19 protein-coding genes are annotated in these 14,902 nt (G+C 27.8%); 14 read left to right on the plus strand and 5 right to left on the minus strand.

Annotated features, from left to right (window positions below; genetic code table 11):
* Window positions 1-17: 17 nt before the first annotated feature.
* Together ENLAB_RS16270 and ENLAB_RS16275 are read left to right on the plus strand one after the other, a co-directional pair.
* Complete coding sequence (locus ENLAB_RS16270) at window positions 18-950, plus strand: hypothetical protein (protein WP_244352029.1); 933 nt, start codon at window positions 18-20, stop codon at window positions 948-950.
* Window positions 951-1,367: 417 nt separating this feature from the next.
* Entirely contained in the window at window positions 1,368-1,685 is a 318-nt protein-coding gene (locus ENLAB_RS16275; protein WP_220426131.1) for a DUF2500 domain-containing protein, read from the plus strand.
* A 723-nt stretch (window positions 1,686-2,408) separates the two neighbouring features.
* Here ENLAB_RS16275 and ENLAB_RS16280 read toward each other — a convergent pair.
* On the minus strand, window positions 2,409-2,705 hold the full coding sequence (locus ENLAB_RS16280; protein ID WP_244352030.1) for a hypothetical protein: 297 nt from the start codon (window positions 2,703-2,705) through the stop codon (window positions 2,409-2,411).
* Between the two features lie 636 nt (window positions 2,706-3,341).
* On the opposite strand from ENLAB_RS16280, the gene ENLAB_RS16285 reads away from it, so the two are divergent.
* From ENLAB_RS16285 to ENLAB_RS16295, 3 genes are all read left to right on the plus strand, one after another.
* On the plus strand, window positions 3,342-4,196 hold the full coding sequence (locus ENLAB_RS16285; RefSeq protein WP_244352032.1) for a GIY-YIG nuclease family protein: 855 nt from the start codon (window positions 3,342-3,344) through the stop codon (window positions 4,194-4,196).
* 67 nt (window positions 4,197-4,263) lie between these two features.
* The gene (locus ENLAB_RS16290) at window positions 4,264-4,668 is read left to right on the plus strand and encodes a hypothetical protein (RefSeq protein ID WP_244352034.1); all 405 of its coding nucleotides are present in this window, start codon (window positions 4,264-4,266) and stop codon (window positions 4,666-4,668) included.
* A 243-nt stretch (window positions 4,669-4,911) separates the two neighbouring features.
* Entirely contained in the window at window positions 4,912-5,316 is a 405-nt protein-coding gene (locus tag ENLAB_RS16295) for an ArsC/Spx/MgsR family protein (protein WP_244352035.1), read from the plus strand.
* A 466-nt stretch (window positions 5,317-5,782) separates the two neighbouring features.
* Here the strand turns inward: ENLAB_RS16295 and ENLAB_RS16300 are convergent, their stop codons facing one another.
* Window positions 5,783-6,544, minus strand: a complete 762-nt coding sequence (locus ENLAB_RS16300) for a hypothetical protein (RefSeq protein ID WP_244352036.1) — start codon at window positions 6,542-6,544, stop codon at window positions 5,783-5,785.
* Window positions 6,545-6,758: 214 nt separating this feature from the next.
* Here ENLAB_RS16300 and ENLAB_RS16305 point away from each other — a divergent pair, with 214 nt between their 5' ends.
* The gene (locus tag ENLAB_RS16305; RefSeq protein WP_244352037.1) at window positions 6,759-7,241 is read left to right on the plus strand and encodes a hypothetical protein; all 483 of its coding nucleotides are present in this window, start codon (window positions 6,759-6,761) and stop codon (window positions 7,239-7,241) included.
* On the opposite strand, the gene ENLAB_RS16310 is transcribed toward ENLAB_RS16305, so the two are convergent.
* The gene (locus ENLAB_RS16310) at window positions 7,199-7,816 is read right to left on the minus strand and encodes a hypothetical protein (protein WP_244352038.1); all 618 of its coding nucleotides are present in this window, start codon (window positions 7,814-7,816) and stop codon (window positions 7,199-7,201) included. The genes ENLAB_RS16305 and ENLAB_RS16310 overlap by 43 nt on opposite strands.
* Before the next feature lie 207 nt (window positions 7,817-8,023).
* Here ENLAB_RS16310 and ENLAB_RS16315 point away from each other — a divergent pair, with 207 nt between their 5' ends.
* The 7 genes from ENLAB_RS16315 (at window position 8,024) to ENLAB_RS16345 (ending at window position 12,311) form a co-directional block, all read left to right on the plus strand.
* Window positions 8,024-8,467, plus strand: coding sequence for a DUF3290 domain-containing protein (locus ENLAB_RS16315; RefSeq protein WP_244352039.1), 444 nt, complete (start codon window positions 8,024-8,026; stop codon window positions 8,465-8,467).
* Window positions 8,468-8,480: 13 nt separating this feature from the next.
* Complete coding sequence (locus ENLAB_RS16320) at window positions 8,481-9,119, plus strand: DUF421 domain-containing protein (RefSeq protein WP_220426117.1); 639 nt, start codon at window positions 8,481-8,483, stop codon at window positions 9,117-9,119.
* A gap of 131 nt (window positions 9,120-9,250) precedes the next feature.
* Complete coding sequence (locus ENLAB_RS16325) at window positions 9,251-9,484, plus strand: hypothetical protein (RefSeq protein WP_220426116.1); 234 nt, start codon at window positions 9,251-9,253, stop codon at window positions 9,482-9,484.
* A gap of 31 nt (window positions 9,485-9,515) precedes the next feature.
* A complete protein-coding gene (locus ENLAB_RS16330) occupies window positions 9,516-9,815 on the plus strand; it encodes a hypothetical protein (protein WP_244352040.1) in 300 nt (99 codons plus the stop codon).
* 38 nt (window positions 9,816-9,853) lie between these two features.
* A complete protein-coding gene (locus ENLAB_RS16335; protein ID WP_244352041.1) occupies window positions 9,854-10,546 on the plus strand; it encodes a hypothetical protein in 693 nt (230 codons plus the stop codon).
* Between the two features lie 191 nt (window positions 10,547-10,737).
* Window positions 10,738-11,244 (plus strand): hypothetical protein, encoded by a 507-nt coding sequence (locus tag ENLAB_RS16340; protein ID WP_244352043.1) that lies wholly within the window; start codon window positions 10,738-10,740, stop codon window positions 11,242-11,244.
* Between the two features lie 62 nt (window positions 11,245-11,306).
* A complete protein-coding gene (locus ENLAB_RS16345) occupies window positions 11,307-12,311 on the plus strand; it encodes a WxL protein peptidoglycan domain-containing protein (RefSeq protein ID WP_244352045.1) in 1,005 nt (334 codons plus the stop codon).
* 14 nt (window positions 12,312-12,325) lie between these two features.
* Here ENLAB_RS16345 and ENLAB_RS16350 read toward each other — a convergent pair whose 3' ends face one another.
* Window positions 12,326-12,667, minus strand: a complete 342-nt coding sequence (locus tag ENLAB_RS16350) for a hypothetical protein (protein WP_244352063.1) — start codon at window positions 12,665-12,667, stop codon at window positions 12,326-12,328.
* Between the two features lie 209 nt (window positions 12,668-12,876).
* Between ENLAB_RS16350 and ENLAB_RS16355 the strand changes: the two genes are divergently transcribed.
* Window positions 12,877-14,352, plus strand: coding sequence for a helix-turn-helix domain-containing protein (locus ENLAB_RS16355; RefSeq protein ID WP_244352071.1), 1,476 nt, complete (start codon window positions 12,877-12,879; stop codon window positions 14,350-14,352).
* A 7-nt stretch (window positions 14,353-14,359) separates the two neighbouring features.
* Here the strand turns inward: ENLAB_RS16355 and ENLAB_RS16360 are convergent, their stop codons facing one another.
* Window positions 14,360-14,785, minus strand: coding sequence for a hypothetical protein (locus ENLAB_RS16360; RefSeq protein ID WP_244352073.1), 426 nt, complete (start codon window positions 14,783-14,785; stop codon window positions 14,360-14,362).
* Between the last annotated feature and the right edge of the window lie 117 nt (window positions 14,786-14,902).

Genomic DNA, 14,902 nt, shown 5'->3' on the forward strand with positions numbered 1-14,902 from the left:
TTATGAGGAGTGGGTAAATGAACGAGCGTGACTTAAATTGTCTCAAAGATTTGAAGAAAAAACTATTGGGTAGCAATTATATTGATGAAGAGAATGGTTCTATCAAAAATATACTCATGGCAAAGGAAAAACAATATTATCAAGATATTAAAGGAGTAGGAATAAGTAGTGATTACTGCAGAGGTGATAGAGGTCATGTAGAAAATTATCGAGTAGTTGATGAAGTTTTTAAGCATTTAACTGACAATAAACCCATTGAACATACTGATGTATTGCATTCTTTTTGGCATACGTATAAAACGATAATGCAATTAGAAAGACCAGATTTATTTAGACCATTAGGCAGTTTGAAAAAAGAAGATGAAATACCTTTAGAAAAATTAGATAAAAAGAATTTACCTAAAATTGGTAAAGGCTTTCCACCGTATGATACTGATAAGTATTTAGTTATTCATGAAAAATATATTGAATATTATCAGCATTATTTTCCAGAGTATTTACCCAATGAAGTTCCTAAAAAATACACATGGATAGATTTTCTACTATACAACAATGATAAATTTATTGAAGTGTATAACAAGTATCCTGAACTATTAGAATTTGCAAGATTAACCCACAGTGTAGGGAATATTATTGTTGTTCCTAAAGGATTTAATAGAGGACGAGGAGCGAATGACTATGGAGATTTTGCATTAAAAAGTTTAAAAATCTTTTTGGAATCATTTAACGCTTGGGAAGGTTATATAACGAAGTTTCGTTTAAAGCCTTTCTTAGAAAAATACTCTCCGATTTCACTATGGACTGGTCACTTAGACGGCAAAAAGGGTTCATTACCTGAAGAGAATATAGAAATCGAGAAATTCCTAAAGAGTGTAACGAGTTCGATTAAAAAAAGAGAAGAAATTCTATTAGAAATAGTAAGAGATAATTTATTAGAAATAGAAGAATAAGGAATGATAGATTTTTAAACAATAATAATTAAAAAAAGGTTGATTTAACAGCCTTTTTTTAATCATTTTAGCTTTTATCTAATCTAAAAAACATCTCTCAGATGAAAGTTAGTGGTTAATTCCCCACAATTATTTCTTCGTTTCATTTGAGAGGGTTTTTTTTAAAAATAGACGTAAAAATCTTTGATGTTACAGTAAGTTTGTATTTCTGTCAACAAGTAGAAAACCCTTGATTTTATTGACTTTTTTATAGGTCATTTTTTTAGTGTGAATTTTCATTTTTTTTGAGTTAGAAAATTTATTATTATGTATTGATGTCTAATGAATTGATTTATTGTATAATCAATTTATTATCATGATATTATATAATTTTTGTGTTTTCTTAATTTCGAATAAATGAAAGAGGAGCGTGGCTTTATGGATTTTCTATTTCCTTTGTTTGCTTTTGTTTTTATAGCAATAATCTTATATCAAATTATTGAGTTTTTAAGGAATGAATCGGCACCGGAAGTTTCTGTTCCTGCTACGTTAGTGGATAAGAATATGAGAAGTAGCAGTAATGTTGATGCAAATGGGATTTCTAATCAATCAATTTCTTACTATCTTTTGTTTGAACTAGAAAATGGAGATAGATTAGAATTTATGGTAGGACATGGGAAATACAAGTTATATGTTATCGGAGACTCTGGAATTCTAAGATATCAAAGAAAAAGATTCAACTCCTTAGATAGATAAAAATTAGATTTTACATCTTGCTTATTAATATTAGAAGTGAAGGTAAAATTCTATATTTATGGACGAAAGCATTGATATATCAATAACTATCAAGAAATATTTGAATCTTTAAAATCTAAAAATCTTAAAAAAGTTATAGCAATCAAAGATAGGGTATGATTCCCTACAAATTGATGAAATCATGGGAAGTTATAACGAGTTTGATAGTAAAAATAGTTAAATTCAAATAACTGAGCAATTGTATACACAAATAAAATAAGGCTTAAACAAGCCTTATTTTTATAGTCATTTTCTAACTCTGGTTTGATTAATTTTAAGAGAGGAATTTTGCAGTATTTGTAGTTTTAAAATAGTAATTATCGATAATTTATTTTTGCAAAAGAAGCACATTAAAGTTAAATTAGTTAGGAGATTAAATTCAGCTTGGGATGATAGTTAGTAGGGATGAATAGTAGTAAATTTATTGAAAATTGTTAGGGATTTCACATACGCTTCATCAGATTAGTATATTTAATCCACTACATATTTTATATCGTTGGTTTTGTTATCGAATTTACGTATAGCGTGATTTTGACCAGCTGTGTTTATCTTTGTGAGCTTTAAAAATCAATTATGATAATTATACATAAAAATCTATAATCGCTTAAAACGCATTATAAGCAGCATAGAATTCATTCTAGTTTTTATGAGAATGATATACATTGTTTGAAAGCTTTAGAGACGTTAACCGATGGTTTTACTATCAGACTTCATTTCTTCGAACTCAATCATTTGTTGTTCATAGAATGGTGCGGTCGTTATTTTAATTTTTTTATCTGTTGATATTTTTAAAGAGGAAATATAATGTGGAGTTGTTGCAACTTCAGCGGATGTTTCTGATAAAGTTATTAATAGGGATTGGGTATCTCCGAAAGTAGCATATTCCGAAACTACTGCAACCAAGCCTTCTTTATTCGTTAGCACTGACAAGTATTTAGGAACTTCAATAACCCATCCAAACTGCAACTTTTGAGTATTCAATATATCTTCCAACTTTCTATTTTTATTCTTAGTACAATAGTAACATAAAAAATGAAAAGGATAAAAAACAGGAATTGCAAAGTGGGGAATGGTTGATAAATTTAATTGTCTAAATGAATAAAGCTTTTATTTGTTTTCAATTTTCAAAAAATGAAAATAAACATGAATCTAAGGATTTTGTTTTTTTATTTTTCAGCATTTATCTTATATTAAATTATTGATTCGTTAAAGAATAGAAGTGAACCAGAAAATTTCTAATTATACTTATTAGTAGATAAATGCAAAAAAATAATAACAGCGTTGATTCCAATTTGTTTTTCTAGTCATTTATGCAACATAATGATTTGTTCGAACTGGATATAGCAAAAGATTAGCATTTATTTTATGGTTTTAAAAATATGAGTTATAAGTCATTGCAGATAATGAATTTATAAATCATCAAAGAATTAGATTATTGCTTTAGATATTAGTATTATTAACAAAACTATATACTATAAAATAACTCTATCCCCATTAGAATCTACAAAAAAAGCTGTTATAATAGAAGGTGTTTTAATAATCAGAGATTCTTTTATAAAATAGTATTTATAAATAAAAACTGAAAACTACGGAATATACAACGTAAGGGGTAGAATTATGAAAAAAAATCCATTTACAATACAAACTTTTTTTCCAACTGGAGATACCAGAAATTTTCATATCAATCATGTACCTACTAGAACCATCCAATCAATAGTGATTCCTCGTGCTGAGGTAAGTCAAGCTATAAAATCTCGAAGTGAGTTGAACTACAATGGTATATATTTCTTGTTCGAAGAAGAAGGGTATCTTCAATCTAATGGAGAAACAATGGTATATATTGGGGAAAGTGAAGATGTTGCGGAACGTTTAAAAAGTCATGTGACAAAAAAACAAAACTGGGCTGTTGCGATTATTTTCACAACTATTAGTAGTACAAATCAATTAACTAAAGCAGATATAAAGTATTTAGAAAATTACTGTTATCAAAAAGCGTTAGAAGCTAATAGATATAAATTGCAGCAGAATATCCCTAAAAAGTCTTTTGTTAGTGAATCCAGAGAAGCAGATTTGAATGATATATTTCAATCTATTTCTACATTATTATCTTTTTCAGGGTACCCAATATTTATTCCTGTCAACAATGAAAAGAATCAAGAGATATTTTATCTAAAAGCTCGTAATTCAGATGCAAAAGCTATATATACTGTAGATGGTTTGACTGTTTTAAAAAATTCTCGAATTACTCCGTTATCAGAAGGAAAAGGATTCGTAAGGCAGAAGCTTTTGAACCAGCTAACTAATAGTGGGGTAATTAGTAAAGAAGGTATTTTTCTAAAAGATTATACTTTCTCTGCTCCGTCTACTGCATCAGATATTTTAGCTAAAGGCTCATATAACGGTTGGACGAGTTGGAAAAATAAGAATAATCAAACCTTGGATGAAGTAACAAATAGGAGTACTGAGTTATAAGAAAAGTAAGACGAAAATATGAATGGTTAAATGACAAAGATTTGATAAAAAGGACTGGTGATTGGTATTGTCAGAGGTATTGGATAAAACTTTACTTGATTTTATTTATCAAGCAAATTCCTGTTTAACATTAGACGAATTGAACATCTGGTCTATCAAATTATCTGAGTTTCCAGATGAATCGTTAACCTATTTATTTAGTAACAAACGCATTGATATCGTTCAATTGAATGATGAGTTTCTTTCATATAGTTATCATGGAGAAGACATATTAACGTTTATTCAGTATATTGAAAAATACTACTCGGAAGCTATTAAACTCATCTTGAGGATTCCAGACATAGAAAAACATTGTTTTGATAAATCGTATAACATGAAACAAACATTTTTTTTTATAAAAGAAAAAGAAAAGCCTACTGTATATCATGCTCAAAATTTTCTGTATTATATTCAAAATAATGTAAGAAAATAGAAGTTGCTTAGTAAGGAAAAACTTTTGGTAATTGAATTCTAACTTGTTTTTTAGATTAGACAGATTGGAATATAAAATGTTTATGAAAGCAAAAATCAAATAGAGATATCTCTTCTGGAATGAAAAAAAACGGTATTTTTATGATAGAGAATTCGAGTTTATCCGTTGTATTTATATTTATTTTTTTTATTCACGTGATATAATATTCTATTATGTGAATAAAAAATGACTTGAGGAATATAGATGAATAACATTCTTTACACTGTTACTAGTAGCAAAGCTTGTGCTGAAGTAATGGATTGGCTTAATGAAAATAATATACCTTTTAAGGAAAGAAGAATATCTAAAGCTAGACCGTTGAAGTCTGATGAAATAATTGGCATGTTAGGTGTTACTGATAATGGGTTTGAGGATATAGTTAAAAGAAATAAAAAGATTATCAAGATAGAAGGAAAAGAAGTCCGACTGGAAGACTTATCTACTAGTGAACTTATTGTGGCAATTATAAATCAACCTACGATTTTAAGAACACCTATCTTGATGAATGATAAAAAAATGGTCGTTGGTTTTCAAATAACAGAAATGGGTATTTTTATCCCAAAAAGTGTTAGAAGGAAAGAATTAGAAAAAATCATTTTTGATAGATAAAAGAAGGCTAATTTTAGCCTTCTTTATTTTATATGTTATTATTTCTTGACTATAGAATTGTTGTGTTGTAGAATCTGGACCTATTAAAAAAATTATCGGGAGGATTTTATGTTATTTTACAGTCCGCCAGATTATTCGCTTAAAGAAATAGTGCTGATGTGGGTATCTGGAATAATTCTTTTTTCAAGTTTAATGTATGTTGCGTATACGTATATTATTAACTTAGATTCAGTTATTAGTTTAAGTTTTAATGATAAGACCTATGAGTTAGCTATAAATCATCTTCTATTGCTTGGTATTGTTGGGATTTTATTACTAGTATACATGAAGTTTCTAACTTCTCCATATGCCTATTGGATTTATGTTCCTAGCTCAATAATATTAATGATAAGTAATTTCTACGCACCACAAGGTTTAATTTTTATAATTTCATTTATATCAATTATTCTTTTATTTATATTAGATATCATTTTTCTTGAACCTTACTTGTTTTAGATAAGTAAAGTTCAAGAATTTTTTTATATTTATATATTGGATACTGAAGATACATCTTTACAGGTTTTTTATCATTGTAAAGATAATCATGAATCGCTTTCCATTTTAGATTGCTTTTTTGAGTATATGTGTTCTTCGTGATGTAGTAAAAATCTGAATGCTTGTTAGCTTTAAGTGTTTTGGGATTTAAACCAAATGACTTCATTATCTCTTTAGTGTTCTTTTTCTTATTTACAAAATCTTGCATGAATCCACCCAAAGCTATTACTTTGACATCATCAGGACGAGTATCGTGATAAATTGCAATCCCATTAGATTTTAACCAAAAAGTCTTGAATTTTGAAACAGGTATTTTTTCGTATAATATCTCTGAATATTTCTGAGGGTTAGAGAAAAACAAATGATTCATACAATTGCTTTTATCATTTAAGATTATTATTGTAAATTTATATCCAATAGTTAGAGCATTGTAAACATGCCCTAATTCATGCCAGAAGGTTTTCTGAGAATTAAAGCTTATTTTACTACTATTATTTGAAAACTGAATTATTAAATTAGAGATTAGTTCAGAGTTTTCAAAAATCAATGTTTCAGTATACCCATTTTTATTATCAATTATCGAATCAAGTAATGACAGAATATTTTGTAAGTTTTTTATCTTAGCTTTAGGTGAAGTTGATGAATAAAAAAAAGTTTTCATTTCTTCTAATTGCTGAATAGAGTAATTGTACATGTTTAAACTCCTTACAAATTTTTGAGTATAATACTTATCTAAATATGGTTTTGTATCTTTCTTAAAATAGCAATATAACTCCTTATTTTTCTTTATTGAATAGGATAAAATTTTTATTCCTGATATGAAACATATTGCTAAATGAAGATAAATTTAACTATAAAATTCGTGTATTTTTAAAATAGGAATAATTTTTTAAAAGGAGCGAACTCTTTTGATTAATAAGAATAAAATTACTTCGTATGGAGAATTGTACTCAATTTATTTTAGTAAGAATGATTGCTGTTATTGGAGAAACTGTATTTTTAAAAAAAATAAAGATGTCATAGAAATCAGAAAATATATCTGTGATTCTTTGAATCTTTGTGACAATGAATTATTAGTACAAGAAAAATGTGATTGCTTCATTTTAGAATATTCATTTAAAAATCGAAATGAATCAGGATATATAGAGAATAATTGGTTAGATGGTCTCGAATATGCTTTAGAAATTACTTTAGATGATAAAAAAGAATATAAAATATTTATTGCTGATTTTGATTATCCTAAAGATTCAATTTATAAGGAAATATCTAAAATGTATCCTGATGTTCCAATAAAAATAGATTTAGTTGATGAGGTTTGGATAAAAAAAATGATATTATTGAAATTCCGTTATCTTCTATTAAAAAATAGATACTTGGTTTTACCTATTTGAGGTTCATCAACTATGTAGGAAGCATCTGATTTATCAATTATCTTGGAATCTTCCTCTATCCCAAAGGCTGTTAAAATTCTTTTAGCTGATTTTGATTGTCTAATAAAATCCTGTTTAAAACCACCTAATGCTATCATTTTTAAGTCATCAACAGTTGCGAATCTTTTCGAAAATAAAGAATAGCTAGAGTATTCTTCATTCTTCTTGGATTTTCTTTTACAGATGTATCCTATGTTATATGAAGAATAAAATTTACGGAAAAAGACATGTTCCGTATCATGGTCAATAATATGGATTGATTCGAATTTAAAATATCTTAGAAGAGCTTCATAAAGATGTCCGTATTCATGAAAGAAGTTCTCTTGAGCTTCTTCGCTAAATTTGTCTATATTTCTATGAAAAATTTCTTCAACATCATGAATTAGACCAAGATTTTCTAAAGATAATGAACGGTATTCTAAGCTAATTGAATAATTTAATATCTTTATTAACGATTTATTATCTGTATTTTGGGATAAATGTAATTTAAAGAATTTTATCATTTGGTTATATTCTCTATCGGTAAATCTTTTCATAATTGCCTCCAGTCCTTTTTGAATAGAATATCAAAAAAGATACCAATAAATTTATCTTAATAAGGCAATAATTTGATTCGTTAGGAGAAAAAATAGATACTTATAAAATCATTCTGAATCGGAAATAACGTTATTTTCCTTGACCATGTTTTTTGTAATCATTTATACTTGTTATAGTTTAAAAATAATTTAGTGAAGGAGATTTATATGAATTTTTACGGAATAAATTTTTTAGAAAATCAATCTAGTTTGAATGACTATATAAAATATTTTCTAATATTTAGCTCGTTAATTCTTTTGATTTTAGTTTTTTCATTGTACCTTAGACATCGAATAAATACGAAATATAGGGATTTAAGTATTATTTTTTTCCTGATATTAATGTTTGCATTAGGTGTTCAATATTCAGATTATGAGATGAATCAAACCAAGCACTCGCAGTCCTCTCAAATGGTAAACTTTGTAAAGGGTCTTGCAAAGCAGGAGAGTATAGATGCGAATGAAATATATGCTAGTGCAACTCAATTTTCTGATGGGATTATAGTGAAATTTAATGAGAAATTTTATAAGGTAAGCTTGAGTAGTGACCAAAATTCTTATACTCTAACTGAAACCTATCTAATAAATGACAATATTACTTATACGGAGTAAGGAGGATAAAGATATGCAGTTATATACGCCAATTATAATAAAATTTGCTTTAGGTATACTTTGTTTGATTCTTCAGATTAATTTAATGGGAAAAGGTAATTTAGCTCCGTCATCAGCAATGGACCAAGTCCAAAACTATGTTTTAGGTGGGATAATTGGTGGGGTTATTTATAATGATTCGATAACTGTATTGCAATTTGTATTAGTGTTGATTATTTGGACATTACTTGTTTTAGTAGTGAAATTTGCTAAAGAACATAACCGCTATATTAAAGTGATTGTAGATGGTCGCCCGATTACATTAATTCAAAATGGAAAAGTGAATGTTAATGTTTGTTTGAGGAATGGAATTTCTGCTAACGAGTTAATGTTTAAACTAAGAGCAAATGGCATTTATGAAGTAGAAAATATTAAAAGAGCCGTTTTGGAACAAAATGGTCAATTGACTCTAATAGAATTTGGGGATGAGAACATCAGATATCCAATCATTGTTGATGGTCAAGCTAATTTAGATGTCTTAGAATTAATAAAAAAAGATGATGAATGGCTTCAAGAAGAAGTTGCAAAACAAGGTTTTAATCGTATTAATGACATATACTTAGGGGAGTATTTATCAGGAAAATTAAATTTGTTTGGCTATGAGAATAAGTGACAAGGACAGTTTATAAACTGTCTTTTTATTTTTTCTCCATGTATGGTAAATATTTGAATTTATACGAGAAAAAACTTTTACTTTTCATGATAATATTTTTTTATATTTAATGATTAGTATGAGGTGATAAAATGATTGATATTTTAAAGAATCAACCCAAAAATGAAATGAAATTGAAAGATTTGGCATTGCATAATTTAGGATTAGAAGAAAGAGATATTTTATCCTCCGATGTTTCTAAGAAAGAATTGTGGAATGAAATGCTAAAGATAATGATTGAAGTTAAGAGAAATAGCTTAGTTGATTCTAAATATCTAAAAGGCTATGACGGAGTGCAAACTATCATATTTCTGAAGAATAAGTAAAAAAAAATTGATTTTTGGGGAGATAATTTAAATGAAAATAACAACAAAAGAATTTAATGAAGTAATGGATTTTAGTGAATATTTAGATTATTATTTGCAAAAATTTGATAGAGGGAAAACTTTGAATGGGTTTTCGGATGAAGATTTAGAGAGTTTAAGAGATGCTGTAAAATATAATTTAAGAGGGAAAATTTTAGTTTCTTACAAAGAATCATTTTTTAATACCCATGTGTTAATACCAAAAAAATCTACTAATGATTACATGACACTTAAGAAATTATGTGATTTCTTTAAGGCAGTTCCAGAGAGTAGTTTTATTGACAAGGTCTAATTATTTAATTAGTACTAGTTTATTTAGGGAGGAGTGTAATGAAAAAGTTACAAATACCAATAACAATTATAGCACTAATATTATCTTTTATATTTTTTTACAATGGTATTTATGCTTCAGCAGAAGGAACAAACAATTCGTTATCAATTGAGGTAAGTACTATCAATTTTGATTTCAATAATTTAAACTTTGATAATCAATGTTTAACAGAATATGGAAATGTTACGATTATAAATGGAACTTCTAATGATTATCAATATAGCTTAGAGATTAATGCTGAAGGAGATGGTTTGTCAGTCAATTTTAATGACAATGAACAATCTAAAATTGGGGTATCGGATAAAGAATCAAAAGAATTCACAGCTACATTAGACCCTAAACTGTATGATTCTACTAAAGCTGATGGATATAGAATAGTAGTTACAATCAGTGAAATGGCTATTGTTGAACCAGTTAAAGATGATTCGGTAGAAGCTAATTCTGATGATATAAAAACGAATAACTCTAAAAAGAAGGAAAGTAGTTCAGATTCAACTTCTTCTTATGATGATACAAGTATATTAAAAGATAGCTCAACTCAAGTTAGTAGTAGTTCTGATTCAGTTCAGGCTTCTTCTGAAAACTCTACGAATAGTAGTGAGCAAGAAGAAAATACCACAGAACAAAGTTTACAAGATGATGTTTCAACTGATGATTATATAGAAAATGAACAAACAATTACAAGTGAATAGTAAATAAAAAACATCTGCAGAAGTATGGTAAACAAAGGAATCTGATAAGTTCAGGTTCTTTTTTTTTCAGTTCTGTTTTGTACTGATTGTGAAAAAAATGACCAAATGATGATACGCGTTTCTGAAATATTAATGTATAGTTATTTTGTAAGTGATTAACTTGCAAAATTATTTTTAGGAGGAATTTTTAAATGAAAAAGATAACATTAGCAACAACATTATTAATCGCTCTAACATCACTAGGATTGGCTACAACTGCCAATGCTGCGGAGGCGACAGATACAACGAAAGGTGCAACTCTTAATGTTAAAGAGGGTGCTTCTACAATTGAGATGGCAGACCTAAATGACCCAGATATTGATTTTAAGGAAATCGCAAAAAACGGAGAAGAACTGAATACCAACTTGACTACTTCTATTGGATATTCAGCTGAATTCATTAACAGAGAATTTGGTGAAAAAGAAATTAAATTATCTGTCTCTACAGGTGAAAAAGCTAAAGGATTAACTGCTGAGTTCGCAGAAAATGCTAAAACATCAGATAAAGTTGCTCAAGCAAATAATTCAATTTTATCAGGAGATATTGCTGTTACATTAGATGCTACTGAGTTCGATAGTGTATCATATTTGGGAGAGGAAAATCCTTATGTTATTACTCTAACTGCAAAAGAAACTACAACTAATGTCGACCCAGAATAATAGACTCAATGAAATCTATATCTAATATTCAGACACACTCTTTAAATAGAGTGTGTTTGCTATTGATAATTTCATTGTTGGCAATCACTTTCAGTACTATTCAATCATTTGCAGATGAACAAAGTATATCTACTTTAAAGACAGAACTTAAAGCCAATGATATCTCTAATACAACTGAAGATATTCAGTTCTCACCTAAAGTCGGGGAAGACTATACTTTTACTGTTACTGCAACAAACTTTGGAAGTGAACCAATCGATGTTTCTGTGTTTCCTAGTATCGCTGTATCTACTAGTGTTTCAATAGATTATGTGAAAAAAACAGATAACTTGCTAAATGAAGACTATGATTTAACAAATTATGTGAGTTTGACGGCATCTAATGAAGAGTTCGAAGATGGTATAATAAAGCTTGAAGCAAACGAAAGCAAGGATGTTCAAATTACTATCAATGTAAATAAAGAATTAAATGGGGAAGTCATAGGTGGAATCAATTTCTCTCAGGTAATTGGGTACCAAGAGAATGAAGACTCTGTAAATGTTCAACAAGTCTATCAAAAAGTTTTTGTGGTTCGCTTAAAGATGCATGAGGCAACAAGCGATAGTAAAGCTCAATCATATGGGGATTTTGAGTTTAACAACACACAAAATAAAACAAGTCTTACTTATTATAATTACAATAACAACTCGCTAGTATCCTATGCAGAGGGTGAGGCATATAAGGTCATTAATCCAGACAATAAAGTAATAGCTGAAGGTGAATTAGAAAAGGATACAGTGGTTTTAACTCCTTATACTAAAACGCAATTAAGTGTTCCTTTATTAGATGGAGCTGAATTGGTATCGGGGGATTATCAGTTTATCATTATTAATGATAAGAAAGAGAAAGTCACCACTTTTAATTACTCTGAGGATAAAGTTGAAGAGTTAGCTAAAAAATTAGATTCTTCTAGCAATAGTATCGTTTTGAAATCACAGAATAATGTTTGGTTGATTATTGCTTTAATTGGCGTGTCAGCAATGTTTATTTTTACAATAGCTAAATCATACCTAAAAAATAAAGCTTAGAAGAGTCCATCTCTTCAAAGCTTTATTTTTTTAATAAATTGTTCAGCCAATTTTTCAGCGTAATATTCTAATGGCAATGATTGTTCTTCGATAATGAAAATATCGTAATATAAACTAGTTAATTGTTTTGAACACAATGTATCATTATAAAATTTAAAATAGATATATACTTCATTTTCTTTTATTAAAGATTCTGTATCTATAAGCTCATCACCAAAGAATATTTCATATTTTATAAGCAATAATTCTGTAAAAGAAAAATCTAAGTTCTTAATTTCTCTATTAAAAAGATTTTTTTGAAAACAAAAGAATAATTTGCTGAAAAACATATAACGCTCATTAACTTCTTTATGCAATGAAACATCCTCCTTGTGCAAATAATCATAGTAATATTCAGTAATTTGAATAAACATAATTAACATTATCCTTAAAAAGTAAATAAATACAGAAAAGGGATAGGAATTAAAATCTTTGAATACCCTAATTTTGTTTAATATAGCGTATAATATTTAATTGCCGTTACAATTAATAAATTATTTATACATTTATTTTAAGGAGTTTAAACATGGACTTATGGAAGCTATTTTTAACCCCAAGACAAGAACAAAAGCTAAATCTTTTAGAAGAAATAATATCCAAAAAAGAAGTTTCTTTAGATGAATTAGCTTATAAAAATTCTCTAACTAATCGTAAATTAAAAATTATTATTGAACAAATAAACTCAGAGTACGACTCATGTACTAAGCCTTTAATTAAGTTTGAGAATAGAATGTTTAAGTTGACAGCTGACGAATCAGAAGAGGTTTATTCAACTTTTTATTTACATTTAAAACAGCAGTATATAAATCAATCATCTGTATTTAAATTATTGCTCTTTTTTTTAGAACATCGAAAAATAGGAATGATTAGGCTATCAAGACATTTTAATTACAGTCAATCTTATTGTTATAAGTTAATAAATAAGGCGAATGAGATAATCAAAGTAATAGGATTTAATTGTGAAATCAGAAAAAAAACTAATTACATAGTTTTGGAAGGTAATGAAAACCAAATTAGAGTAATTACCTACTTATTGGAAACAACTTCTATCACTTTTAATAGTAGTAAAAACTATAATTACCTAACAAATGCTAACAACTTTCTCTCGTCAATACATCAGGATAAACTTAAAAGGATATCTAAAGTTTTTGATAACTCTCTGAAACTAGGTCAGTTCGTAAAACAAGGAAGCGAAGAAGAACTGGAAGTTATGGCAAGTATTTATAAAGAAGTTCACCTTGGATTCTTTAATATGTTTTCCTACGTTGAAAAAGATGGTAATAATTTTTACTTTTTAAATGAGAAGATGTTTTTTTACTTATTTACAATATATTATCTTCCTGAATACCTAACACCGTTAATTAGAAATAATATAGGTGAAAATCTAGCAAATGTTAAAGGGAATAGAATTATTGATAAAGCCACAAAAGTTTTGAAGTGGTTAGAAGAAAAATACGAGATACCAAAAGAGTTTCATAATACATTTTTATTTCAATTGGTTTATCGGTTTTTAATTACTGACAAGCTGAGTTTAAATATATTGTTTTACGCTACCAACTCAATTACTTATACAAATGAGAATATTAAAGAAATTAGTTCAGACTTTCAAAATTTATATAAAGATGAATTATCTAAAGAATCCCTTGAAGTCTTTAGTTTTCAAGTAACGGAATTGCTTTACTCATATTTGGGCAGTTTAATGGCTAATCCATTGAAAGTTAGTATAAATTCAACTTATAGAGCGAATTATGTTATTGTCATTAGAAATTCTTTGTCTAGTATATACAAAGAGGACACTCTAAAAATATGTGAAAAAATAGAAGAGTCAGATGTAGTTATATCTGACAGCGTAATAGATATTGATGACTCACAAGATTTTTTCTTTCTAGATGATATTCACGACCTAGATGCATGGAGAAGATTTGGAGAGTTTATCCATGAAAAAATTTTACAAAGGCGTATCCATCTGAAAAGTGATTTAATCAAAATAGAGGACAGGTAGCTGTTCTCTATTTTTTTATAAGTATGCCAGCAATCGTGGCATACTGAAAAGCAATTTCATTTTCAGGCAGAGTTTTAAATATTTTTTTTAATGTGGGGATGTAATACTCATTCATCACGATTTTGCCACAGTATTCATCAAAAAATAGAATATCACGGTACTCGTGCTTACCGAAATATTTCACCGTCTCAGTTACTAATTTAGGGAAACTGGTGTTATCGAAATTTACATAGTCGTTTATGAGATTTTGGTGGACGAAGCATTCAGCTGATTTTCGTTTTAAATCATCAAAGTTTTCAAAATACTTATAAATATAAAATGGGGAAAAATCTTCTTTTTCGAGAAAGGTTCGGACACTGGCTTCATTAAAAGAATTTGATTTAATAGCGTAATTTGTATACTTTAGTATTAATTTCTTTTTGGTTAGTTTCATAAAGATATGTTCCTCCTTAATATAGTAATTATACAATTTTTTAATTAATTGTTTTATCAAGATTAATCCGTTTGTTTCCAAATAAAAATAAATTATATAGTGGCTTTCGTTATTTAA

Source organism: Enterococcus innesii (genome assembly GCF_022846515.1).
Lineage (GTDB): Bacteria > Bacillota > Bacilli > Lactobacillales > Enterococcaceae > Enterococcus_D > Enterococcus_D innesii.

Coding starts and splice junctions, on each gene's coding strand:
- ENLAB_RS16310 (WP_244352038.1), bottom strand. CDS start 7,816: ATGAAAAGATTTACCGATAGAGAATATAACCAAATGATAAAATTCTTT.
- ENLAB_RS16295 (WP_244352035.1), top strand. CDS start 4,912: ATGAATAACATTCTTTACACTGTTACTAGTAGCAAAGCTTGTGCTGAA.
- ENLAB_RS16360 (WP_244352073.1), bottom strand. CDS start 14,785: ATGAAACTAACCAAAAAGAAATTAATACTAAAGTATACAAATTACGCT.
- ENLAB_RS16340 (WP_244352043.1), top strand. CDS start 10,738: ATGAAAAAGATAACATTAGCAACAACATTATTAATCGCTCTAACATCA.
- ENLAB_RS16270 (WP_244352029.1), top strand. CDS start 18: ATGAACGAGCGTGACTTAAATTGTCTCAAAGATTTGAAGAAAAAACTA.
- ENLAB_RS16300 (WP_244352036.1), bottom strand. CDS start 6,544: ATGTACAATTACTCTATTCAGCAATTAGAAGAAATGAAAACTTTTTTT.
- ENLAB_RS16285 (WP_244352032.1), top strand. CDS start 3,342: ATGAAAAAAAATCCATTTACAATACAAACTTTTTTTCCAACTGGAGAT.
- ENLAB_RS16325 (WP_220426116.1), top strand. CDS start 9,251: ATGATTGATATTTTAAAGAATCAACCCAAAAATGAAATGAAATTGAAA.
- ENLAB_RS16355 (WP_244352071.1), top strand. CDS start 12,877: ATGGACTTATGGAAGCTATTTTTAACCCCAAGACAAGAACAAAAGCTA.
- ENLAB_RS16320 (WP_220426117.1), top strand. CDS start 8,481: ATGCAGTTATATACGCCAATTATAATAAAATTTGCTTTAGGTATACTT.
- ENLAB_RS16275 (WP_220426131.1), top strand. CDS start 1,368: ATGGATTTTCTATTTCCTTTGTTTGCTTTTGTTTTTATAGCAATAATC.
- ENLAB_RS16335 (WP_244352041.1), top strand. CDS start 9,854: ATGAAAAAGTTACAAATACCAATAACAATTATAGCACTAATATTATCT.
- ENLAB_RS16330 (WP_244352040.1), top strand. CDS start 9,516: ATGAAAATAACAACAAAAGAATTTAATGAAGTAATGGATTTTAGTGAA.
- ENLAB_RS16315 (WP_244352039.1), top strand. CDS start 8,024: ATGAATTTTTACGGAATAAATTTTTTAGAAAATCAATCTAGTTTGAAT.